Source organism: Streptomyces sp. NPDC005574, from assembly GCF_040605435.1.
GTDB lineage: Bacteria > Actinomycetota > Actinomycetes > Streptomycetales > Streptomycetaceae > Streptomyces.
In genome coordinates this window covers 36758-58903 of the sequence record NZ_JBEXCW010000008.1, presented here as the reverse complement: position 1 = coordinate 58903, position 22146 = coordinate 36758, and the positions used below count along the sequence as shown (strand labels likewise).

General features: G+C 72.9%; 22 protein-coding genes. 7 read left to right on the top strand and 15 right to left on the bottom strand.

Features of this window, described 5'->3' with window-relative positions:
* Positions 1–53: 53 nt before the first annotated feature.
* The 3 genes from ABZT03_RS08475 (at position 54) to ABZT03_RS08465 (ending at position 4137) form a co-directional block, all read left to right on the top strand.
* Positions 54–1808, top strand: a complete 1755-nt coding sequence (locus tag ABZT03_RS08475; RefSeq protein WP_356035309.1) for a trehalase family glycosidase — start codon at positions 54–56, stop codon at positions 1806–1808.
* Positions 1809–2099: 291 nt separating this feature from the next.
* On the top strand, positions 2100–3098 hold the full coding sequence (locus tag ABZT03_RS08470) for an aldo/keto reductase family protein (protein WP_356035306.1): 999 nt from the start codon (positions 2100–2102) through the stop codon (positions 3096–3098).
* Positions 3099–3204: 106 nt separating this feature from the next.
* Positions 3205–4137: an NADP-dependent oxidoreductase gene (locus ABZT03_RS08465; protein ID WP_356035577.1), complete on the top strand. Its 933-nt coding sequence runs from the start codon at positions 3205–3207 to the stop codon at positions 4135–4137.
* 147 nt (positions 4138–4284) lie between these two features.
* On the opposite strand, the gene ABZT03_RS08460 is transcribed toward ABZT03_RS08465, so the two are convergent.
* The 5 genes from ABZT03_RS08460 to ABZT03_RS08440 form a co-directional block, all read right to left on the bottom strand.
* A complete protein-coding gene (locus ABZT03_RS08460) occupies positions 4285–4746 on the bottom strand; it encodes a MarR family transcriptional regulator (protein ID WP_356035303.1) in 462 nt (153 codons plus the stop codon).
* A 32-nt stretch (positions 4747–4778) separates the two neighbouring features.
* Complete coding sequence (locus tag ABZT03_RS08455; protein ID WP_356035300.1) at positions 4779–5819, bottom strand: ABC transporter permease; 1041 nt, start codon at positions 5817–5819, stop codon at positions 4779–4781.
* Between the two features lie 76 nt (positions 5820–5895).
* Entirely contained in the window at positions 5896–6753 is an 858-nt protein-coding gene (locus ABZT03_RS08450; protein WP_356035297.1) for a DMT family transporter, read from the bottom strand.
* Between the two features lie 363 nt (positions 6754–7116).
* The gene (locus ABZT03_RS08445; RefSeq protein ID WP_356035295.1) at positions 7117–7980 is read right to left on the bottom strand and encodes a GAF and ANTAR domain-containing protein; all 864 of its coding nucleotides are present in this window, start codon (positions 7978–7980) and stop codon (positions 7117–7119) included.
* A gap of 346 nt (positions 7981–8326) precedes the next feature.
* Positions 8327–9034 (bottom strand): phenylalanine--tRNA ligase beta subunit-related protein, encoded by a 708-nt coding sequence (locus tag ABZT03_RS08440; RefSeq protein ID WP_356035292.1) that lies wholly within the window; start codon positions 9032–9034, stop codon positions 8327–8329.
* Between the two features lie 669 nt (positions 9035–9703).
* On the opposite strand from ABZT03_RS08440, the gene ABZT03_RS08435 reads away from it, so the two are divergent.
* A complete protein-coding gene (locus tag ABZT03_RS08435) occupies positions 9704–10327 on the top strand; it encodes an XRE family transcriptional regulator (protein ID WP_356035290.1) in 624 nt (207 codons plus the stop codon).
* Positions 10328–10417: 90 nt separating this feature from the next.
* On the opposite strand, the gene ABZT03_RS08430 is transcribed toward ABZT03_RS08435, so the two are convergent.
* The 3 genes from ABZT03_RS08430 to ABZT03_RS08420 all read right to left on the bottom strand — a co-directional run bounded on the left by ABZT03_RS08430 (position 10418) and on the right by ABZT03_RS08420 (position 11641).
* Entirely contained in the window at positions 10418–10900 is a 483-nt protein-coding gene (locus tag ABZT03_RS08430) for a DUF3618 domain-containing protein (RefSeq protein WP_356035287.1), read from the bottom strand.
* The gene (locus ABZT03_RS08425) at positions 10897–11325 is read right to left on the bottom strand and encodes a phage holin family protein (protein ID WP_356035284.1); all 429 of its coding nucleotides are present in this window, start codon (positions 11323–11325) and stop codon (positions 10897–10899) included. Before ABZT03_RS08425 ends, ABZT03_RS08430 begins: the two co-directional genes overlap by 4 nt.
* A 91-nt stretch (positions 11326–11416) precedes the next feature.
* A complete protein-coding gene (locus ABZT03_RS08420) occupies positions 11417–11641 on the bottom strand; it encodes a hypothetical protein (RefSeq protein ID WP_356035281.1) in 225 nt (74 codons plus the stop codon).
* 181 nt (positions 11642–11822) lie between these two features.
* On the opposite strand from ABZT03_RS08420, the gene ABZT03_RS08415 reads away from it, so the two are divergent.
* Together ABZT03_RS08415 and ABZT03_RS08410 are read left to right on the top strand one after the other, a co-directional pair.
* Positions 11823–12899 (top strand): YihY/virulence factor BrkB family protein, encoded by a 1077-nt coding sequence (locus ABZT03_RS08415; RefSeq protein WP_356035277.1) that lies wholly within the window; start codon positions 11823–11825, stop codon positions 12897–12899.
* A gap of 118 nt (positions 12900–13017) precedes the next feature.
* Positions 13018–13617, top strand: a complete 600-nt coding sequence (locus ABZT03_RS08410) for a TlpA disulfide reductase family protein (RefSeq protein WP_356035274.1) — start codon at positions 13018–13020, stop codon at positions 13615–13617.
* 240 nt (positions 13618–13857) lie between these two features.
* On the opposite strand, the gene ABZT03_RS08405 is transcribed toward ABZT03_RS08410, so the two are convergent.
* The 7 genes from ABZT03_RS08405 to ABZT03_RS08375 form a co-directional block, all read right to left on the bottom strand.
* Positions 13858–14610 carry an SDR family oxidoreductase gene (locus ABZT03_RS08405; RefSeq protein ID WP_356035271.1) on the bottom strand — a complete coding sequence of 251 codons (753 nt, stop codon included), beginning with the start codon at positions 14608–14610 and terminating at the stop codon, positions 13858–13860.
* Entirely contained in the window at positions 14607–15578 is a 972-nt protein-coding gene (locus ABZT03_RS08400; protein WP_356035268.1) for a fumarylacetoacetate hydrolase family protein, read from the bottom strand. Before ABZT03_RS08400 ends, ABZT03_RS08405 begins: the two co-directional genes overlap by 4 nt.
* Positions 15579–15692: 114 nt before the next feature.
* A complete protein-coding gene (locus ABZT03_RS08395; protein ID WP_356035266.1) occupies positions 15693–16631 on the bottom strand; it encodes a VOC family protein in 939 nt (312 codons plus the stop codon).
* Positions 16628–17656 (bottom strand): amidohydrolase family protein, encoded by a 1029-nt coding sequence (locus ABZT03_RS08390; RefSeq protein ID WP_356035263.1) that lies wholly within the window; start codon positions 17654–17656, stop codon positions 16628–16630. Before ABZT03_RS08390 ends, ABZT03_RS08395 begins: the two co-directional genes overlap by 4 nt.
* Positions 17653–18783 (bottom strand): FAD-dependent oxidoreductase, encoded by a 1131-nt coding sequence (locus ABZT03_RS08385; protein WP_356035261.1) that lies wholly within the window; start codon positions 18781–18783, stop codon positions 17653–17655. Before ABZT03_RS08385 ends, ABZT03_RS08390 begins: the two co-directional genes overlap by 4 nt.
* A gap of 23 nt (positions 18784–18806) precedes the next feature.
* A complete protein-coding gene (locus ABZT03_RS08380) occupies positions 18807–19769 on the bottom strand; it encodes a cyclase family protein (RefSeq protein ID WP_356035258.1) in 963 nt (320 codons plus the stop codon).
* Positions 19766–20764, bottom strand: coding sequence for a fumarylacetoacetate hydrolase family protein (locus tag ABZT03_RS08375; protein ID WP_356035255.1), 999 nt, complete (start codon positions 20762–20764; stop codon positions 19766–19768). The genes ABZT03_RS08380 and ABZT03_RS08375 overlap by 4 nt, the downstream gene beginning before the upstream one ends.
* Positions 20765–20892: 128 nt before the next feature.
* Between ABZT03_RS08375 and ABZT03_RS08370 the strand changes: the two genes are divergently transcribed.
* The gene (locus tag ABZT03_RS08370; RefSeq protein WP_356035252.1) at positions 20893–21810 is read left to right on the top strand and encodes a LysR family transcriptional regulator; all 918 of its coding nucleotides are present in this window, start codon (positions 20893–20895) and stop codon (positions 21808–21810) included.
* Positions 21811–22146: the final 336 nt, after the last annotated feature.

Sequence of the window (22146 nt, the reverse complement as noted above, 5' to 3'; positions counted from 1 at the left end):
GCGCCCTCCCCGGCGAACCCGCCCACCCGCACGAGAGAAACGAGTAGCCGCACATGACCGCCGCCCCGACCGGCCCGGCCTTCTCCCTGCGCGACATCCCGTTCAGCACCCGGGGATCCTGGTTCGACCTGTCCCCGGTGCTGGGCCAGCACACGTACGCCGAGGACCTCCATCTGGTGTCCCACCAGAGCGGCATGCACCCGGTGCTGCGCCTCACCGCCCTCGACGCGGCGACGGGGGAGCGGGCCGCCACCCGCGTCGAGGCGACCCCCGCCGTCCTCGGCTGGGCCGGCGCGCACGGACGCATCCGCCTCGCCTACGCGTCGCCGCGCACCGTCCGCGTGCGGGGTGAGGGGATGGGCCTGCGCCTCACCGCGGCCGCCCGCACCCTGACGCCCTTCACCGGCACGTACTTCTTCCGCGACCCGGTGGACGGGTCGCACGTGTTCACCTCGTACGAGACGGGACGCCGCTACCGCGTCACCCGGCTGGCGGGCACGGTCGGCGGGGAGTCCGGCGACCAGGCCCTGGGCAGTGCCGAGCGCGGGATCACCGTCACCGCGGAACCCGGCGCGTCCTGGGAGATCGCCGTCGAGGAACTCGACAGCGCCCGCCGGCCCTACACGTCCTCGGCGACATTCGAGGAGATCGTCACGGCCGCGGAGCGCGCCTTCACCGCCTTCGCCGACGCCGTCGCTCCCTGGCGTTCACCCGCCACACCGGCCGCCGAACTCGCCGCCTACGTCCTGTGGTCGGCGACGGTCGACGCCGCCGGGTTCGTCACCCGGCCCGCGGTGCTCATGTCCAAGCACTGGATGGACAAGGTCTGGAGCTGGGACCACTGCTTCAACGCTCTCGCCCTGGCACCCGGGGACCCCGGCCTCGCCTGGGACCAGTTCGCGCTCCCCTTCGACCACCAGGACGAGACCGGCGCCCTTCCCGACTCGGTCACCCACTCCGAGGTCCTCCACAACTTCGTCAAGCCCCCCGTCCACGGCTGGACCCTCGGCCTGCTGCGACGACGCCTCCCCACCCCGCCCACCCACGCCGAACTGACCGAGACCTACGGCCGGCTCAGCCGCTGGACGGACTTCTGGCTCACCGCCCGACGCACCCCTGGCGCCGCCCTGCCGCACTACCAGCACGGCAACGACAGCGGCTGGGACAACGCCACCACCTTCGACCACGAGCGTCTCGTCGTCACCGCCGACCTGGCCGCGTTCCTCATCCTCCAACTGCACGAACTGGCCTGCCTCGCAGACGAGTTGGGCGCGGAGGACGAGGCCCTGTCCTGGCGGCGCGCGGCCGGTGCGACGCAGGACGCGATGCTCACCGAGCTGTGGACCGGGGAGTCGTTCGTGGCCCGTGGCGCCGCTACGGGGAACACCTGGGCCGGCGACAGCCTCCTCGACCTGATGCCGATCGTCCTCGGCGAGCACCTGCCCGAGGAGGTCGCCAAGACCCTCGCCGCCCGGATCGAGGCGCACCTGACGCCGTACGGACTGGCCACCGAGCTGCCAGGCTCCTCGCACTACCGGGCCGACGGCTACTGGCGCGGCCCCATCTGGGCTCCCGCCACGGTCCTCGTCGAGGACGGCCTGCGCCGCGCCGGACACGTCCGTCTCGCCGACGACGTCAGCGCCCGCTTCCGCGCCCTGTGCGAGACCCACGGGTTCGCGGAGAACTTCGACGCACTCACCGGTGCGGGCCTGCGCGACCGCGCCTACACCTGGACCGCCGCCGCCTACCTCCTGCTCGCCGAGGCCCACGAGCACCGGCGCGCGGCCACGGAGGAACCCCCGAGCTGACCCGCGACCACGCTCCTGACCGCGCGGGCCGGGCCGCCGGGGGCCCGATGCCGCCGACCGCGGGGAGACCGCGTCCATATCCCTCCGATTCTCGGTGACGGCGGAGAGACCCGAGGTACCCGGAGTCGCGGTCGCCCACCCCCGACGTGATCCTGGAACCCGCGGTACGAAGCCGCGCGGACCAGGTCGCCACCACCGGTGGCGCGGCCGACAACTCCACCACCTCCGCCCTACGACCGGCAGCGCGCAGGCCGCCGACCGGGCGCCCCCGGCCCACCCAAGGAGCGATCCATGCGGTACCGCACACTCGGCAGCTCGGACCTGGAAGTCTCGGAGATCTCCCTCGGGTCCTGGCTCACCTACTCCGGCGGCGTCGAAGCGGACGCGACCCGCGCCTGCACGGAGGCGGCGTTCGACGCGGGCATCACCTTCTTCGACACCGCCAACGTCTACGGACGGGGAGCCGCCGAGACGGCGTGGGGGGAGATCCTCTCGGCGCACCCGCGTGACTCCTACATCCTGGCCACCAAGGTGTGGGGACCGATGTCGGACGATCCGGCCGACCGCGGCCTGTCCCCGGCGCAGATCGCCAAGCAGATCGACGCGTCCCTGGCCCGCCTGCGGACCGACCACGTCGACCTGTACCAGGCACACCGCTTCGACCCCGACGTACCGGTCGAGGACACCGTCGAGGCGCTGCAGAAGGTCGTCGAGCAGGGCAAGGCCCGCTACCTCGGCTTCAGCGAGTGGACGCCGGAACAGATCCAGGCCGCCGTCGACCTCGCCGGCCCCGACCTGTTCGTGTCCTCCCAGCCGCAGTACTCCATGCTGTGGCGGGCCCCCGAGGCGGAGGTCTTCGGGCTGTGCGCGGCCAACGGCATCTCCCAGGTCGTCTGGTCGCCGCTCGCGCAGGGCGTCCTCACCGGCAAGTACAAGCCGGGGCAGCCCGTGCCCGAGGGCAGCCGCTTCGCCAGCGCGACGATGGCGGTGTCCAAGGACCTCGTCCACAGCGACGAGATCCTCGAAGCCGTCCAGCGGCTCGTCCCGGTCGCCGAGGAGGCCGGGATGAGCATGGCGACCCTGGCCCTCGCCTGGGTCCTGCGCCGGGGTGAGGTCGCCTCCGCGATCACCGGCGCCTCCCGGCCCGAGCAGGTGCACGCCAACGCCGCCGCCTCCGGCGTGGACCTGTCCGAGGACCTGCTGACGGCCGTCGACCAAGCCCTCGGGGAGGTGGCCGTCACCGGGCCGACCCTCGCCCCGCTGGCCCGGGAGGGTGTGAAGCACCGGTGACGCGCTCACCCCGCACAGCTCACGCGGGCCGCGTGACATCCACCGAGGGCGGTGCGGAATGAGTCCGGCCGGCACCGGGTTGATTCCTGACATGAGCGAAGTAGTGGTGGCGCGTGCGTACGGTGGTCCCGAGGTGCTGTCGGTGATCGACGCCCCTGTCCCGGATCCCGGACCTGGTGAGGTGCGTATCGCGGTCCGTGCGGCCGGCGTGAACCCCATCGACCACAAGCTGTACAGCGGTGCCTTCGGGACCGATCCGGCGAAGGTGCCGATGCGGCTCGGCTCCGAAGCGGCCGGCGTGGTGACCGCGGTGGGCGCCGCCGCCACCGGTCCCGCCGGTCCGGTCGCCGTCGGCGACGAGGTGATCGCCTATCCGGCGGCCGGCGCGTACGCGGCCGAACTCGTCGTCCCCGCCTCGTCGGTGCTGCCGAAGCCCGCGGCTCTGTCCTGGGAGCAGGCCGGCGGCCTGATGGTCGTCGGCGTCACCGCCGTGCACGTCCTCGAGGCCGTCGGCCTCGGCAAGGACGAGGTGGTGCTGATCCACGGAGCCGCCGGGGGCGTGGGCCTGCTGGCCGTGCAGCTCGCGGTGGCGCGCGGCGCCACCGTCCTGGGCACGGCGAGCCCGGCCAAGCACGACCTGCTGCGCGACCTGGGCGCGATCCCGATCGCGTACGGGCCCGGTCTGGCCGACCGAGTGCGGGAGGCCGCGCCGGAGGGCGTCCACGCGGCGGCCGACCTGGTGGGCACCGACGAAGCGGTGGACGTCTCGCTGGAACTGGTGGCGGATCGCTCGCGCATCGCCTCCATCGCCGCCTTCGCGCGCGGTGCCGGGGCCGGCATCAAACTCCTGGGTGGCGGGCCCGGCGCGGACCCCGGCACGGAGGTGCGCGCCGCCGCCCGTCCGCAGCTCACCGAGGCCGCCGAGGCGGGCCGGCTGCGCATCCTCGTCGCCGGCACCTATCCGCTCCGCGACGCCGCCGACGCCCACCGTCAGAGCCTGACCGGCCACACCACCGGCAAGATCGTCCTGGTCCCGTAACCCGGTCGCCGAGCACGACGGTCCGCGGCGAGCGTCCGCGAACCGGATCCGGCTGTGTCCCCTGTCCATGGGCGGGGGACACAGCCGTTCGTGCGCCGTACGGCCGCCTCGCCAGGTCCTGACAGCCCGGCCCGATCCGGACAGCTCCTAGGTGAGCGACCGGCTGTCGACGGCCAGGGCGTCGGGGTTCAGGTCCTCGACCAGGCGGTGGAGCAGACGGTGCAGGGTGTCCTTGTCGTCCGGTGAGAGCGGCGAGGTCGTCTCCCCTTCGACCCGGCCGGCGATCGACATGGAGTGCGCGGCCGCCGCGTGTCCCTCGGAGGTGGCGAACAGCCGCATGCTGCGGCGGCTCGTCGGATGCGCCTCGCGGCGCAGCAGGCCGCGCTCGACGAGCTGGTTCACCGCGGCCCCCATCGACTGGGCCGTGATGCCGGAGCGGCGCGCGATCTCCGCGGCGGACACTCCGGGCGTCCAGGTGACCTGCTGAAGGGCGTTGTGCTGTGCCAGCGTGAGTTCCTCCGCGCGCAGCGCCCGCTCCAGCCGCCCGGCGATGATCTGCGAGAACTGCCAGGCCAGGTATCCGGTGTTGGGGAACGCGGCGTCGGTCACGGTCGCATTCTACGAGAGGGCGTACGGCGGGGTCAGCCGGTGGCCGGGCGGCCCGGACCGCGGGCGTCGCGCCAGTAGAGCACGGCGCCGCAGACCAGGATCCAGGCCGCGAGGACGGCGACGCCGTAGGTGAGACCGTCGTTGCCGAAGTGGGACAGGCCCTGGACGGCCCGCACCCCGACGCCCACCGGGAGGATCTCGGAGAGCGGGTGGAGCCAGGCGGGCAGGTAGGCGGTGGGCAGCGTGCCGCCGCTCGTGCTGTTGCCGAAGGTCAGCAGGACCACGGCGGCCAGGGACATGCCGGCCCGGCCGAAGAGGCGCATGAACACCATGGTCGCGCTGCCGATGGCCGCGGCCATGAGCGCGATGACCCCTGCTATGCCGAGGAACGGCCCGGGCAGCGCCGAGAAGCCGAGACCGCCGGCCATCGTCGCGACGACGACGCCACCGAGGACGCTGAAGGCGGTCAGACTGGCCAGCCGCCACCGGTACTCGAGCCGGGGAGCCATCTGGTAGGTCATCAGGCCGAAGAGGAAGCCGGCCAGGACGATGCCGAACCCGGCGTAGAACACCGACATGCCGCGGGTGTCGCCCGCGGCGGCCGGCACGACGTCGCGCACGGTCAGCCGCTCGCCGCTCGCGTCGGCGACACCGGAGAAGGCGCCGGTGACCGTCGAGGTCACCGAGGGGCCGTTCGCACCCGCGTAGAGCAGCTGCGGGGACCCGCCGGAGCCGGTGACGTAGGCGGCGTAGACCCTGCGGTCCTCGACCGCGCGGCGGGCCGGGCCCACGCCGGCGTACCGCTTCACCTCGAAGCCGCCGGGCAGTCCGGACTCCAGCCCGGCGGAGACCTGTTCGGCCTGGCGGGTCGTGCCGACGACGGCTACGGGAAGGTCGTGCGGCCGGGGCGCGTGGAAGGCGGCCAGGAACACGCTGACGAAGATCGAGCCGATGACCAGCACGATCGCCACCGGCAGCAGAACCCCCTTCAGTCCGGTGGCGCCCGGTGGCTGTGGAGCGGAGTCCATCGCGTGGTGACGCGGTGCGGCGGAGGTGCTGGGTGGCGTGGACATGACTGAGGGCCTCAAGGTCGATCGTAAGGTGCCTTGCATTTATAGCATGTAAATATAAGGTGCCTTACTGTCACGCTCAGCCCGCCAGGTCGCGTACGTGGGGGACCACCCGGGTCAGCCGCACCACGCCCCACACGATGAGCCCGGCCCCGATCGCCTCCGGCAGCAGCCACCACCCCGTGCGGATGCTCTCGCCGAACAGGCTGACACCCAGCAGCAGGCTGACCGTCGCGTCGCCGATGGTCAGCGCCGGCTGCGAGGCGGCGAGGGAGCCCGCCTGGAGGGCGTTCTCCAGCAGCAGGATCGCGCCGACCCCGGTGAGGGCGAAACCGTAGGTCTGCCAGGTCGTGAGGAACGCGGACAGGCCGTCGTCGGCGAAGGTGCTCGTCGCCGACTTCAGCAGGGCGGCGGTCAGCGCGTTGCTGATGGCCGACGCGCTGCCGAGCACGGCGGCGCGGAACAGGGACGAGCGCCGCTGCCGGGCCAGCGCGATCAGCACGCCCACCGCACCCAGGCACAGCACCAGCGCCGGAATCCACCGCGCCATCGACGCCTGGTCCCGTGAGCCCGACGGCGCCGCCGCCGCGAGCAGCAGGCTCAGACCCCCCACGACACCGGCCACCGCCCACCAGCCGGGGCGGGGGAGACGCCGGTGCAGCAGCGGGATGGCGAACAGCAGGGCGAACGGCAGTTCCAGGATGAACAGCGGCTGGACCAGGGCGATGGGGCCGTTCAGCAGCGCCAGCGCCTGGAACAGGGCCGCCCCGACGACTCCGCCGATGCCGATCAGCCAGGCCGGCTTCCGGGCCAGGGCCAGGATGAGCCGTAGCCCACCGCCGCTCGGGACGGTGGCGGCCGCCTTGCGCTGGAAGACGGTGCCCAGCGCGTTGCTTGCGGCACCCATGACGGCGAACAGCGCGGCGAGTACGGTCACCCCTCCACCATGCCCCGTGGCGGGAACGGACGCTTCGGCCGCCGACTCCGGCGGTCGGCCGCGTCGTTCCCCGGCACCTCGCCGGTCGGCCGGTGACGAACCGGCGCCCGCGCTGTGAACATCCGCCGCAACCCGTGTACGTTCCCCGCGTCCGGTGAGAACGTGAGGTACGCCAGAACCGCGCCGGCGGTCACGGACCGCCCGCCGGTGCCGGCGAGGGGATCGCTTGGGCAGTCAGGCGAGAGCTGTCGACCCGCACGGGCCGACGGCTCCGCGCCCGTCGGTCCCCGCACCGTCGGACCGACGGACGCATCCCCGCACCCCCGTACCGACCTCTCCCTCGGCGCGTCCCCGGGGAACCGCTCAGGCGGCGGTCGCCGTGGCCGTGCTGTGCAGGTGCTCCAGGGCGTCCAGGACCACGGTGCGCCGGTGCCAGTCCAGCCAGCGCCCGGCGTCCGAACCGGTCTGCCGCAGCGTCGTGAGCCGCGCGCGGGAGAATCCCCCGACGGGACGCTCGTGGTGCGAGGAGACCATGCCCAGGACCCTGCCCGACCGGTCGAGCAGGGGAAGACTGTGCACCGCCCGGCTGCCCGCCTGCAGAATGGCCTGTCGGGAGGCCTCGTCGAACACGTCCGCGACGGCCACATCGGGGACGGTGACCTGCCGGCGCTCGGCGGCGGCCCGCGAGCACGCCGTGGTGGGCGCGTCGACGAAGGCGAAGAAGTCGGTGAAGTACCTGTTCAGACCGGTGTGCCGCACCAGGTGCAACTGACCGCCGCGGGCCAGCTGCACATTGCCCATCGGGGTCTGGGTGACGGACAGGACCTGGTGGAGTACCGCCTTCAGCACGGCTCCCTGGCTGGCGCGCGAGCCGTTGTCGACGCTGAGTCCGGACAGCCGGGGCGGGCTGTAGCGGGCGCGGGCCGGGAACCAGCGGGCCGCGTCCCGGTCGGGCCCCGGCGTGCGGATGACCGCGTCGGCCAGGGTGCGCAGTTTGATGTTGTGCCGCTGCGAGGCGTTCCTCAGCAGGACGAACGCCTCCTGCGCGGTGGCCAGGCGGTAGCGTCCGCGCAGTATTTCCTGAGCCTGGGACACCCCGGCATGGCCGTACGACCTGTTGCGCTCGTCGAGTTCCTCCTGCGTCCGGTGTGCCACACGCGGCTCGCCGCGGGTGGGGGGAGCCGCGGGGACGGCCTCCTCCGCCGGGGACCAGGACAGCTGGCTCATGCGGGCGCTCCCTACAGAAAAGCGGCAGACGTGACAGGCGGCCGGGCCGTGTGATCGACCCGGCGCGCCGGCGCCTGCTTCCCAAGCTCTCCCCTTCGAACCTAACCACCGTCCGGAACCACAAACCCACCGGTCCCGGACAGGCGAACGCGGGAGGCGCGCCGTCGATGGCCGGCCCGTCGGCGCACTGCAGGGTGACCAACTCGCCGCGGCGGCCACGAGGTCGTCTCCGCACGGGGGTGCCGGGGCGCACTGCGGCCGCGGTGACGAGGGCGGGCCGTCCTCCCTGCCCTCGGCCTGACGGCCCGCCCGCTCCGAACGGCCCTCGTCACCGGGACGGGAGAACTCAGACGGTGATCTCCGGGTGCGCCGGGCCGAGGTGGTGGACGGCGGTCCGGTCGGCGTGTGCGGCGAGCAGTCCCCGCAGCTCGTGCGCCGCGACTTCGAGGAGGTCGCCGTCGCGGGTGGCGTGAAGGGTTTCGAGCGCGAAGACGACGTGGGTGGAGTCCTCGGTGACGCGGGTGCGGTGGGCGTCGCGGTGGTTCCAGTGGCGGGTCAGGACGCCGGTGGCGTCGGCGTAGATGATCTCGCCCGGCCTGGGGTTCTCGACCGCGTCGGGTTCGCCGAGCGGCGTGAACGACTCGGTGCCGTCGGCGGGGCGGACGGCCACGTCACCGGTGACGCGGTCCAGGTCGAAGGCGCCGGCGGGCAGGCCGTGACGGACGGAGACGGCGTTGTAGGAGTCGACGGCCGGGTTGATCCGCGGCAGCGAACCCTTCTTGGCCATCCGGCGGCCGAGCGCGTCGACGCTGGGGCGGATGCGGCGCGGGTTGGTGCCGAAGGAGCGGTAGGCGGTGTGCCACGCCTCGATGCGCGGGTCGGTCTCGTCGGCGGGCCGCCAGGTGCCGTCGGCGAGTTGCCGTTCCAGTTCCTCCAGGGCGGTCGTCGTGCCGTGCCAGGGTTCGCGGGCGCGCAGGCCGGTGGCGGTGACCAGCGCGATGAGGGTGTCGGGGAACGCGTCCGCGACGGCGGGGGACAGGCGGAATGCGGGCATGCGCGGGTTTCCTTCTGCTGCGTGGGGGCGGGTGGGTCGGCCCATCGGGGAACGGTCAGGTCAGGGGTCAGGTCAGGGCGAGGAGGGTGACGGCGGCGGCGGTTCACAGGCCGACGAGCCGGCCGCGGTGGACGGCTTCGGCGAGCACGCCCCGCGCGAGCAGGACGGTGCCGGCCGGATACGGGGAGCGAGCGGCAGTCCCACCGGTCCGGCTGTCCCCAGGTGCTCGTCCTGGGCCAGGCCCACACCGACGGGCACCGTGGCCGACACCAGTGCGGTCACCGGCGACAGCACGTCCATCGGGCCGATCGCCAACGTGCGGTGGAGCAGCGCGAACGCGGCTGCCGAGGCGACTTTCGACGCGGCCCCCAGCCCAGGGCACCCACGCTGAACGAGGCGCCGAGCACGGCCACAGCGCGAGCTCGACCGCGAGACCGACCGGCGCCGCGATCATCACGGTCCGCAGCGCGTGCACCCTGCGGCCGCCGAGGCCGCCGAGGAAGTCGGCGCACCCGTAGGTGAGAGAGCTGCCCAGGGCCAGCAGCAGAGCGATCACGGTCCATCCCCTACTATCAACGGAACGACCGAACCGTACAACGTTCCGACCGGACCGTGTCAACCAAACGACCGGCCGGTGCATTGAAATGATTCTGCGAGGAGGGTGATCAGATGGCCGAGACAGCCGCGGCCCTGCGGACGGTCGCGCACAACGTCCGGGCGGCCCGCACCCGCGCGGGCCTGTCCCTGGAGGAACTCAGCCGGCGCGCCCAGGTCAGCAAGGGCGCCCTGGTGGGACTGGAGAAGGCGCAGGGCAACCCCAACCTGGCCACGCTGGTGCGGCTGGCCGACACCCTCGGCATCTCGGTCTCCGCCCTCATGCAGGGGCCGCCGGAAGGCCGCGTGCGCGTCGTGGCCGCCGACGCCGTGGCTCCGCTGTGGACGGGGGAACGCGGCGGCGAGGCGCGGCTCGTCCTGACGACCTCGGGCCCGGCCCCCGTCGAGGTGTGGCGCTGGCGCCTGGAACCGGACGAGGTGTACCCCAGCCACCCCCACCAGGCCGGTGTCGTGGAGACCGTCAGTGTCACCTCGGGGCGCATGGTCCTGGTCGTCGACGGCAGCGAACACACCGTGGAAGCCGGGCAGACCGCCACGTTCGACGCGGACACCTCGCACGTCTACCGCGGCGCGGGCAACACGACCTGCCACCTGATCATGACCGTGCAGCTGCCACCTGGCCCCGCCTCGGCGCCCCGAGCCTCACGCGGTTCGGCGGAGACGACGGAAACCGGGTGACGTGTGAGGGGAGGGCCGGTACCCGTGCGGTACCGGCCCTCCCCTCACGCCCCTACGAGCAGGGCGACGAGCGTTCCGCTCGTGTCGACGTCAGTCCTGACCGCGGCGGCAGGCCAGCCACAGGACCACGCCCACGCCCGCGGCCGCCAGGAGGAGGTTGCGGTTGTCCCGAGCGAGCCGGGCTCCCTGCGCCGTCTTCTGCCGTACCGGCTCCGGAGCCTTGTCCTCCCACAGCCGGCCGGCCTGCGCGGCCTTGGCCCGGGCCTGCTCGGCGGCCTGTCCAGCGGTCTCCTTGACCGGCTCGGGCAGCTTGTCCTGCACCTGGTGGGCGACCTCGGTGGCCTTCGCCTTCAGTTCTCCCGCCTTGACCAGGGCCTGCTCCTTCAGCTCTTCCGTCTTGGTGGCGGCCTGATCCTTGACCTCGATGGCCTTCGCCTGGGCGCGGGCCTTCACGTCGGTCTTGGCGGTCAGCGCCTCGACCGTCTCACCGAGTTCGTGGCGGGTCTGTTCGACCTGGGCGCGCAGTTCCTCGGGGCTGGAAGCGGTGGGCTCGTCGTGAGGTGGCTGGGTCATCGGTGCGCGCTCTCCTTGATCTCGGCCACGTCGGCCTTCACGTTCTCGATGGTCTTCTCCGGAGTGGGCGGCGCGGCCTGGTCGACCTGCTTCTTCCCGGTCAGGGCCAGCACGCCGGCGATCACCCCGAGCACCGCGGTCACGATGAGGGCCGCGGCCCACACCGGCAGCGGTACCGCCAGGGCGGCGATCGCGGTGGCCACCAGGGCCTCCAGCATGAGGAACCCGAAAAGGCCGGCGCCGCCGAACAGTCCGCCGCCCTTGCCGTAGCGCTTGCCCTTCTCCTTCATCTCCGCCTGTGCCAGGCGCAGTTCGCCGCGGACCAGCTCGGTCAGCTGTTGCGACGCCCGCGTCACCAGCTCGCCCACCGGCTCCGAGCCCTGCGCCTGCCGGTCCGATCCGGGATGGGGCTGGGTATTCGTCATGGCGATCACCTCCCGTCAGTGGCTTTCTTCCGCCCGCGTGCGCTGCCGCGCCGGGACGTGAGGACGCGAGTACCCCGATACGACCGGTTCATCAAGGGGCCAGGTCCAGAGGATGCAGCGTGCTCCAGTGGCGGCGCAGCAGGTCCTCGGGTGCGATCCGGTCCGGGGGGTCCTGGCCCACCACGTACAGGGCCGGCGTCCGAGCCGGCAGTGCCCCTTGGCGGCGCGACCACCAGCGGACCGCGGTGACGGCCGCCCCGCTTCCGGCGAGTGCCGCGGCGGTGACGGCGAGCATGCCGCGTGCTCCGAGTGACATGGTTCCCCCTGGTCGGTGTGCGAGCCGCGCGTCCTGTCCGTCGGGTTGCCCGGCACGGCGCCTTCATGCCTGCCCGGCGGCCGGATCCGCATGGATTGCCGCGTGAAGGAGTGGGGTGGCGCGGACTGGTTACACAGCCCATATGACTCGAATGCCAAAAATCGGACAAAATCGAGACGGAGTGGCCGAGCACAGCTCGACGGCTCCCGAGCGCGGCCGGGCCTCCGGCCCCCCGCCCGCGGACGACACCGGCGAGCGCTTCGGGCCGAGCCCCGAGGCGGAGCGGCGCGCACCGGACTCCCCGACCGAGCTGCCCAAGCACTCGTGGCGCGCGGTACTCAAGGGCAGCCTGCGGGAGTTCAAGGACGACGAACTCACCGACCGCGCCGCGGCCCTCACCTACTACGGGATCCTGGCGCTGTTCCCGGCACTGCTGGCACTGGTCTCGCTGCTGGGCCTCACCGGCAAGTCGACGACGGACAAGGTGCTGCAGAACATCCAGAAGTTCGCTCCGGGTTCGGCCCGGGACATCATCACCAGCGCGGTGCAGCAGATGCAGGGGCGCGCCGGCGTCGGCTCGATCATGGCGATCGTCGGCCTGGTGCTCGCCATCTGGTCGGCCTCCGGATACGTGGCCGCGTTCACCCGCACCGCCAACGCGGTGTACGACATGCCCGAGGGCCGGCCGGCGTGGAAGATCCTGCCGGTGCGTGTCGGGGTGACGGTGGTGCTGCTGATCCTGGCCGTGGTCAGCGCGCTGATCGTGGTCTTCACCGGAAGCCTGGCCCGTCAGGCCGGAACGGCCCTCGGTGTGGGCGACACCGCTGTGACGGTGTGGTCGATCGCCAAGTGGCCCGTCCTCGTCCTGCTGGTCACCCTCATGATCGCGATCCTGTACTGGGCGACGCCCAACGCCAAGGTGAAGGGGTTCCGCTGGATCACTCCGGGCAGCTTCCTCGCCCTGGTGATCTGGCTCGTCGCCTCCGCCGGGTTCGCCTTCTACGTCGCCAACTTCGGGTCGTACAACAAGACGTACGGCACCATGGCCGGCGTGATCGTCTTCCTCATCTGGCTGTGGATCAGCAACCTGGCGATCCTGCTCGGCCTGGAGTTCGACGCGGAGACCGCGCGGCAGCGGGCGGTCGCCGGGGGCCACCCGGCGGACCAGGAGCCCTACACCCAGCCGCGCGACACGCGGAAGTGGGACGAACAGGACCGGCGCCGTATGGACAGCGTCGGCGACAGCGACAGCCGCTGACCCGCCGTACGCGCGGACGGCGGGCCGGAGGGCCTCCCCGGAGGGGAAGCGGTGCGCGGACGTCCGGCGGCAAGTGGCCGCCCGCGGAGTGCTGTTGGACGCATGCGAAACTTTTCACATGAGTCTCCGCCGTGTGATGAGTGTGGTCGGTACGGCCATGGCGGTCGTCGTGGGTACGGCCGCCCTGGCGGGCTGCGGCAGCGGCGGGGCGGCCGGGAGCGGCAGCCGGGCCGGCTTCGTCGCGGGCGCCGACGGGATCTCCCGTGTGGCCAGGGGCGAGCGGCGGCCGCCGAACGAACTGAAGGGCGAGACCCTCCAGGGAGACCCCTTGGACGTCACCGATCTCAGGGGAAAGGTCGTCGTCATGAACGTGTGGGGCTCCGTGTGTCCGCCGTGCCGCGCGGAAGCCCCCCTGTTCGCGAAGGTCGCCCGGGAGACGCGCGCCGAGGGGGTGGCGTTCGTCGGCATCGACACCCGCGACGCCACCCGGTCGGCCGGCCTGGCGTTCGAGAGGAACCACGGCGTCACCTACCCGAGCCTGTACGACCCGGTGGGGAAGCTGGTGCTCTACGGGTTTCCTAGGGGCAGCCTGAACCCGCAGACCATCCCCTCGACGATCGTGCTGGACCGCGAGGGAAGGATCGCGGCCCGCGCGCTGCGCCCCCTCTCCGCCGCGAGTCTGCACCGCATGATCGACCCGCTGATCGCGGAGCACTGAGCGGGCGGTGCCGGCGCCACCGAACGCCGGGCTCCGAGCCCGCACGGGCCGTTGCGCCGACAAGGAGGACGCCCGGTCCGCGGCCGTGGACGCCGCCGTTGCCGGAGACGACCCGCGGACCGTCCGCGCCCTCGGCGTACAGGGCGCGGACGAGGATGTCGGGCACGCCGCCGAGGCCGAAGCCGCCGACGGCCGGCGAGGCGCCGGAGGGGCCACCGGCCGCCCCGCCCGTACGCCGTTTCACGGTGCCGCGGAACGCAGCGCGTCGGACACCGACTTGGTGCCGCCGTGCGCGGTGAGGCCGCCGTCGACGGGGATGTCGGCGCCGGTGATGAACGACGCCTCGTCCGACAGCAGGAACACCACGAGCGGGGCGACCTCGGCCGCGTTTCCGGTGCGGCCGAGCGGGGTCTCGCGGAGGGTGGCCTCGCGGAAGGCGGGGGAGGCCGAGCGGGTCATCTCGGTGTCGATGTAGCCCGGGTGGACGCAGTTGACGCGGATGCCGCGTGGACCGAGTTCGAGGGCGGCCGTCCGGGACAGTCCGCGCAGGCCCCATTTGCTGGCGGTGTAGGCGACGGGGTAGTGGGCGGTGAGGGCCGCGGACGAACCGACGTTGACGATCGAGGAGCCGGGCGGCATGAGCGGGGTGAGGTGCTGGATGCCGAGGAGGGGGCCGGTGACGTTGACCGAGTGCACCCGGTCGAAGTCCTCGGCGCGGACGTCGCCGACGCGGGCGCGCCAGGTGATCCCGGCGTTGTTGACCAGACCGTGCACCTGCCCGTACGTCTCCTTCAACCCGGCGGCGAGCGCGGCCCAGTCCGTGTCACTGGTGACGTCGAGGCGCCGGCAGCCCCCGTCGGGGCGGACGTCGGTGGAGATGACGAGGGCGCCCTCGCGGGTGAGTGCCTGCGCCTCGGCGGCGCCCTGGCCGCGGGCCGCGCCGGTGACCACGACGACCTTGCCGGCGAGCCGTCCGCCGTGCGCGAGGGTCATGGCCGCTCCCGGGTGCGGCGCCGCCCGGCCGGCAGGGGCACCGGTTCGGCGCCTGCCGTGACGGTGGTGGTGAGGGTGCCGATGCCCTCCGCGGTGAGCGTGACGGTGTCGCCGGGCGTGAGCGGGGGCGGGGTGCGCTCGCCGCGCCGGCCCCACAGTTCGGCCAGGCAGCCGCCGTTGCCGCAGGTGCCGGACCCCAGCACGTCACCGGGGACGACACGGGTGCCGCGGGAGGCGTAGGCGGTCATCTCCTCGAACGTCCAGCTCATGTTGGACAACAGGTCCTTGCCGACCACCTCGCCGTTGACCTGGGCGGTCAGCGCCAGCCGCAGGAAGCCGTCCGGGTCGCGGTGGGGTTCCAGTTCGTCGGCGGTGACCAGCCAGGGGCCCAGCGTGGTGGCGGTGTCCTTGCCCTTGCAGGGGCCGAGGCCCACCTTCATCTCCGCGGACTGGAGGTCGCGTGCGGACCAGTCGTTGAGGACGGTGTAGCCGACGATGTGGTCACGGGCCTGCCCGGGGGTCAGGTCACGGCCCTCGCGGCCGATGACGGCGGCCACTTCGAGTTCGAAGTCGAGCGCTGCCGACCCGGGTGGAACGGGGACGGTGTCGTGGGGGCCGTAGACGGCGTGCGGGTTGGTGAAGTAGAAGGTCGGGGCCGCGTACCACTGTTCGGGCACGCCCAAGGCGCCGTCCACGGCGCGGCGCACGCCCTCGACGTGTTCCTCGAAGGTGACGAAGTCCCGCAGGGACGCCGGCCGCAGAGGAGGCAGCAGCCGTACGTCGCTGACGTGGGGGCCGGGCGGCACGTCGAGGGCCGCCGCGCCGGCTTCGAGCAGCCCGGGCAGGCCGCCGGTCTCCGTGAGCAGGGCCGTGAGCGAGGTGACGCCGGGCAGCGGGAGGAGGGTGCCGTCCTCCTCGACGACGGCCACCTGGTGGCGCTGTCGGTGTTCGTAGGCGGCGAAACGCATGGGGCGGCTCCTGGACGCGGGCGGGGGAGGGGTCCTCGCGGACCGGGGCGGGGGCGCGGCAGCCGGTTGGGACCACCTGGAAGGCTGCCGCGCCGCGCGAGTCGGGGTCCGGGTTCAGACCGGCGGGGCGACGAAGACTCCACGGTCGACGTCGTTGAAGGACTCCTTGGCGATCAGCTCGTTCATGGGGTTGGCGGTGCCCCACTGGTCGGTGACCTCGGGCTGGGAGAAGTCGTAGACGTGCGGGTGCCAGGTGTCCTCGTCCAGCGCCTCCAACTCCGTCGTGTACTCGACGGTGTTGCCGTGCGGGTCGAGGAAGTAGGTGAAGGTGTTGTCGCCCGCCATGTGCCGGCCCGGTCCCCAGATCTTCCGGTGGCCGGCCCGCATGACCCGGCCCGAGCCGCGCATGTACTCGTCGAGGCCGCGCATCTCGAAGGAGACGTGGTGCAGGGCGGTGTGCGGGCCCTGGGCGATCGCCATGGAGTGGTGCTGGTTGCTGATCCGCATGAAGTGCATGACCTCCCCCATGTGGGGCGAGCTGAGCGTGTCGGAGAGCGCGAAGCCGAGGTGGCGCTCGTACCACGCGCGGGTGCGGTTCAGGTCGGGGGAGTTGAGGACGACGTGGGAGAGCTTGACCGGGATGGCCTCCTTCTCCTCGATCCTGCGGTGCCGGCGCACCTCGACGTCGGCCAGGACCTCGAGGGTGCGTCCGTCGACGTCGAAGAAGCGGAAGCCGTATCCGCCGCCGGGGGTGTCGACCTTCCCCGGCTGTGACACCAACTGGACGCCGTCGGTCAGGAGTTGCTCGGCGAGGGCGTCGACGTCGGCGGCGGTCGCGGCGCCGTAGGAAACGAGGTCGAGGCGTTTCTCCTCGGCCCTGCGCAGCCGCACCACGTACTGCTCGGGGGAGCCTTCGGCGGCGAGGAAGGAGATGCCGGAGTCCGCGGCGACCTCGGTGAGGCCCCAGACGCCGGCATAGAAGTCGCGTTGCGTGTCGTGGTCGGGCACGGCGAGGTCGACGTGCCGCAGGTGGGTGAGCAGGCGGGCGCTCATGAGGGGGTGCCTCCTCGGGCGAGGGCGGGATCGAGCAGGGCGGCGGCGTTCGTGCCGCGTACGGCGTCGAGGTCGGCGGGGGACAGACGGGCGGCGCGCAGGGCGGCGAGGGGGTCCTCGGTGCCCATGTCGAAGGGGAAGTCGGAGCCGAGCAGGACACGGTCGGCGCCGGCCACACGGACCAACTCCCGCAATGTCTGCGGATCGTGGACGAGGGAGTCGAAGTACATCCGCCGTAGGTAGCTGCTGGGCGGGTGGGCGCAGCCGGCCCCCGCGTCGGGGCGGGCCGACCAGGCGTGGTCGGAGCGGCCGATGTGGGTGGGCAGGTAGCCGCCGCCGTGCGCGGCCACGATCTTCAGCCGGGGGTGCCGGTCCAGGACGCCGGAGAAGATCAGGTGGGAGAGCGCGACGGCGTTCTCGGTGGGCTGGCCGACGGTGTTGGACAGGTACCACTGGTCGAGTCGCTCGTCGAGCGTGCAGCCGAAGGGGTGCAGGAACACGATCGCGCCGCGCTCCTCCGCCCGGGTCCACAGCGGCTCGTACGCCGGGTCGGACAGTTCCCGGTCCGGGGCGTGGCTGGAGATCTCCACCCCGAGCAGGCCGTGGTCGAGGGCGTGGTCGAGGGCGGCCACCGCGCGGTGCGGGTGCTGCATCGGTGCGAGCCCGAGCCCGAGGCCGCGCAGCCGGTCGGGGGCGGCCGAACAGTGGGCGGCCGTGGCCTCGTTGGCCAGCCGGTACAGCTTCTCGGCGGTCTCCTCCCCGGCCCAGTAGTGGTAGTGCGAGGGGGAGGGGCTGACCAGCTGGACGTCCACGCCCTGGGCGTCCATCGCGGCCAGGCGTACGGCGGCGTCGGTCAGCCGGGGGACGCGGGCGCGGACCATGGGGCCGTTGACGGCGAGGGCGGCGGAGCCGTTGCGGCGGGCCTCCAGCGCCTGCGCCCGGGCGAGATCCGGCGCGCCGGCCACCAGGGCGTCGACCTCGGGCAGCAGGACGTGGGCGTGCACGTCCACCGTCGGGGAGGTCACGGCAGCTCCTGGAGCATCGTCATCGTGCGGCCCATCAGGCCGGGCACGTCGGCGTCGCGTACACCGTCGAGCTGCCACTGCCCGATCTGCACGGAGGCTTCCACCACCGGTCTCACCCGCCGTGTCCGTCGTTCGTGGTACGTCCGGAACAGCGCGTCGTCCCAGGTGTCGGAGGCGGTCAGGAGCTGGGCGAGGACCCAGGCGTCCTCCAGGGACATCGCGGCGCCCTGGGCGAGGGTGGGCGGGCAGCAGTGCGCGGCGTCGCCGGCCAGCACGACCCGGCCGCGGTGCCAGGAGCCCTCCACCAGCATCCGGTCGAACCAGGTGTAGTTGACCTTCGCCGGGTCGGTGATGTGCGCGGTGATCTCCGGCCAGAAGCCGCCGTAGTGCCGGGCGAGGCCGCGCATCTCGTCGGCGTGGGAGTCCGGGGGCAGGCAGGCGCGGTCGCGGGCCGCCTCGACGACGTAGGCGTACAGGGTGGTGTCGCTGGTGGGGCAGTAGCCGGCGATGTAGGCGGGGCCGCCGTAGGCGAGGTCGGTGCGGGTGACGCCGGCCGGGCGCGGGGCGGCGACGCGCCAGATGGCCATGCCGGTGGCTTCGGGCTTGTCGGTGATGCCGATGGCCGCGCGGGTGGCGGAACCGAGGCCGTCCGCGGCGACGACCAGGTCGTAGCGGCTCTCGGTGCCGTCGCCGAGGCGCACGCGCACACCGTCGCCGTCCTGGTCGAGGATCTCCGCCCGCGTGCCCAGGCGTACGGTGGCACCGCTGCCGCGGACGGCGTCGATGAGGATCCGCTGGAGCCGCGGGCGCTGCATGCCGACGGTGGCGGGCAGGTCGTCGCCGCCGGTGCGCAGGTCGCGCTGGACGTGCAGGACGGTCCCGTCGGGGGCGGTGATGCCGACCGAGCCGAAGCCGAAGCCGCAGGCGCGGACCTGTTCCCAGACGCCGAGTTCACGCAGGACGCGCAGGGCGTTGCCCTGGAGGGTGATGCCGGAGCCCGCCGTGGCGTTCCAGTCGTCCCTGGCCTCGACGAGGTCCACCGTCAGGCCGGCCCTGCGCAGCAGGATCGTCACGGCGTTGCCGGCCGCACCGCCGCCGATCACCAGGACCGTGCGGGTGTTGTTCATGGGGAACTCCCTTGTACCGCTGGTTACTTGACGGCGATCGGGTTGACGGGTGAACCGACGGCGCCGGTGATGGGCAGGGGTGCGGCGGTGAGCCAGAAGGCGTAGGTGCCGTCCTGGGCGCAGTCGTCGCCGAGCGCTTCGAGGTCCCACATCTCGCCGATGAGCAGGCCCATGTTGGGGATCGCCACCTGGTGCAGTGGCTGGAAGGCGTGCTCGAACTCGTTGGGGCGGACCTCGAAGCCCCAGGTGTCGGTGGCGATCGCGGCGATCTCCGTGCGGTGCAGCCAGCCGGCGGTGGTGAAGGAGAGCCCGGGCGCCGCCCCGCCGGCGTAGTCGCCCCACCCCTCCCGGCGCACCCGCGCGAGCTGTCCGGTCCGAACGGCCACGAGGTCACCCCGGCCCACCGACACCCCGTGGGCCTCGGCGGTCGCGGTCAGGTGTTCCTCGGTGATGGCGAACCCGTCGGGCAGTTCACCGTCCTCGCCGACGACCCGGCCCACGTCCAGCAGTACCCCGCGTCCGGCGACGTGCGGCGCCATGTGCTCGATCCCGGTCACCAGGTCGCCCTCGGACGTCACGACCCGCTGGGCGTCCCGGCCGTTCCACGCCTTGCCGTGGTCGAAGATGTGCCCGAGCCCGTCCCACTGGGTGGAGCACTGCAGCGGCATGGCGATCACGTCGTCGGCGCCGCCGATCCCGTGCGGGAAGCCCTGGTTGCCGAGCGCGGCGTCGGTCCCGGTGTCGAGCATGGTGTGCACCGGGTTGGTGCGCCGCCGCCAGCCCTTCTGCGGTCCGTCCATGTCGAAGCGCTGGGAGAGGGAGAAGCTCGCGCCGCGCCGGACGAGCCCGGCGCCCTCGCGGCGTGTGGCCTCGTCGAGGAAGTTGAGCGTGCCCAGGACGTCGTCGTCGCCCCAACGGCCCCAGTTGGAGTACGCCTTGGCGGCCTCGGCGATCGCGCCCTCGGGATCGTGCCGGTCGACGGTCACGACGCCTCCGCCACACATCGGGTGCGCTGGGCGCCGAGTCCGGAGACGGAGCCCTCCATGACGTCGCCGTCGCGCAGCAGTCGGCCCCAGTGCATGCCGTTGCCCGCGGGGCTTCCCGTCAACACCAGGTCACCGGGCAGGAGTCGGGCGCTCTGCGAGGCGTACGACACCATCCGGGCGACGGAGAAGATCATGTCCTTGGTGGACTCGTCCTGCATGGTCTCGCCGTTGAGCTTCAGGGTGAGGCGCAGGTCGCCGGGGTCCGCGATCGACTCGGCGGGCACGATCCACGGGCCCAGCGGGGTGAACCCCGGGGCGTTCTTGCTGCGCAGCCAGTCGGTGCCGATCTGCGGCATGTCCCGGCGGAAGACGGTGGCGCGGTCGGTGAGATCGTTGGCGATCGTGTACCCGGCGACGTGCTCCAGCGCCTGCGTCACGGACACCCGGTGCGCCGGCCGGCCGATGACGGCAGTCAACTCCAGCTCCCAGTCCGGCTGTTGCGCCCAGTGCGGCAGGACGACGTCGTCGTAGGGGCCGGTGACGGCGCTCGGCAGCCCGAGGAACACGTACGGCAGGTCCCGCGCGGCACGCCGGTCCATGAGCTCGGCGGCCTCGGCACGGCGCTCCTCGTCCGGGCGGTCGTCGCCCGGCGCGCGGTGGGCCACATGCAGATCGATCACGTGCCGGCGGTAGTTGGCGCCCGACTGGAACACCTGACGCGGCTCGACGGGCGCGTGCACCCGCAGTTCCGCGAGCGGCCGGCGGCCCCTGCCCGCGCTGGAGGCCAGGGTGCGCAGTCGCGGCAGGGCCGACGCCCACTCCTCCAGCAGTCCGCGGACGGTGAGCCGCTCCTCGCCGAACGCGGCGCGCAGATCGAGCGCCAGGCCGTCCGGAGTGACCAGGGCGGGGTAGGCGGGCCCGTCCGGGGCCGAGACGGTACCGAGGGCGAAGGGTCCGGCGAAGAGCACGGACGCGGGGTCAGGTTTCACGGACATGTCCTCCTGATTGCGGTGTGACTAATCTGGACCTCGCACCCGTGATCAGGGAAATCGATTCTGTGGATGATCGGCATCCACCGCGTCTATCCCGGTCGGCCGGGTGCCCGTACCGCAAGGAGAGTGCCGTGAACCTGGCCCGCCTCGACCTCAACCTCGTCGTCGCCCTGCGCGCCCTCCTGGAAGAGCGCAACGTCACCCGCGCCGGCCAACGCGTCGGCCTCAGCCAGCCCGCCATGAGCGCCGCGCTCGCCCGCCTGCGCCGCCACTTCGACGACGACCTCCTCGCCCGGGTCGGCGGCCACTACGAACTGACCGCCCTCGGGCAGGTCCTCCTGGACCGCACCTCCACGGCGTACGACGTGCTGGAACGCCTCTTCGCCAGCCAGGCCGACTTCGACCCGGCCCGCGAGAGCCGCGAGTTCAGGCTGGTGGCGTCCGACTACGCCGTGGCGGTCTTCGGCGCCGAACTCGCCCGCGTCATCCACGAGGAGGCACCCGGCATCCGGCTGCGCTTCACCCAGACCCCGCCGAGCGTCACCGACGACACCGCCACGCTGCTCAGCGCCACCGACGGCCTGTTCATGCCGCACGGAGTCGTCAGCGACTTCCCCGCCACCGACCTCTACGACGACCGCTGGGTCTTCCTCGTCGCCGACGACCACCCGAGCGTCGACGACCGGCTCACCCGCCAGGACCTGGCCCGCCTGCCCTGGGTCACCTACCAGCGCACCTACGACGCGCCCGCCGTACGCCAGCTCGGCATGCTCGGCATCGAACCTCGCGTCGAGGTCTCCGCCGACAGCTTCCAGGTGCTGCCCCTGCTGGTCGCCGGCACCCGGCGGATCGCCCTCGTGCAGGCCCGGCTGGCCCGGCTGCTCGCGCCGATCGCCGCCGTTCGCACGGTGGAGCCGCCCTACGAGGCGGTGCCGCTGCGGGAGGCGATGTGGTGGCATCCCGTGCACACGCACGACGCGGCCCACATCTGGCTGCGGGAGACGGCCGCCCGCGTGGGAGCCCGGCTGCCCCGGGAGCCCCGCGACTGAGACCACCGCGGGAGCGTCACCGGGCTGGCCGTGCGGCGAGGTCCGCCGAGCCGGCGGCACCATTCACCCGCTGGATCGACGGCATCCGAAACGTGGATCGCGCGGGGGCTGGGCAGGCCGGTACGTACCCCGCATAGTCGTGGCACATCACCGCGCCCGGTGCGTCGGCGTCCTCACGCCGACCCCGGCAGGCGGCCGTTCCGCACGCCGACCCCGACAGGCGGCCGTCGTCCCGTCCGTCGGCCACCGGCGCCCCTCTCCCCGCCCCGTGTCCTGGAGTGCTGCCATGCCCGCTTCCGCTGCCCTGCCCGCCCGCGGCCACCAGGACGCCCCGGC